This is a genomic window from Lactococcus petauri (genome assembly GCF_002154895.1).
In the GTDB taxonomy this organism is placed as follows: domain Bacteria; phylum Bacillota; class Bacilli; order Lactobacillales; family Streptococcaceae; genus Lactococcus; species Lactococcus petauri.
Window position 1 is genome coordinate 1 of record NZ_MUIZ01000042.1, and the last position, 407, is coordinate 407.

General features: G+C 41.8%; 1 protein-coding gene. It reads right to left on the bottom strand.

From position 1 onward, the window contains the following. Positions 1 to 95: 95 nt before the first annotated feature. Positions 96 to 278 carry a con-10 family general stress protein gene (locus tag BZZ03_RS11790; protein ID WP_000807638.1) on the bottom strand — a complete coding sequence of 61 codons (183 nt, stop codon included), beginning with the start codon at positions 276 to 278 and terminating at the stop codon, positions 96 to 98. Positions 279 to 407: the final 129 nt, after the last annotated feature.

A 407-nucleotide genomic window follows, 5' to 3' on the forward strand; every position in this document is an offset into this window, starting at 1 on the left:
GAACAACTCCCGGTCAGAATAAAAAAATGCGAGCCTATGGCCCGCATCGTATGTGCAATATTTCAGAATATATTTACGAAATATCAGGAGTAAAATTAATTGCCGGATTTCCGTCCGCCACTGTGGTTATTCTGGCCACCTTTTTTACCCGCTTCAGATGCACGTTGTGGGTCGTTTTTAAAGTTCCCACCGCTATGCTGGCCGCCTTTACGACCTGCTTCTGAGGCTTTCTCTTTATCTTCTGCAAAATTACCGGAACCGCCGCGATGTTCTGCCATAATATAATCCTCATGATGATGTTGCGTTTTAAATATGATATGTCTTCTCATATCATGTGATACAGTTCTAAATCTAGTCGCCCTGTGCGCAGTGTCAAATTCATTTCTGCATTATTTACATAATACCAT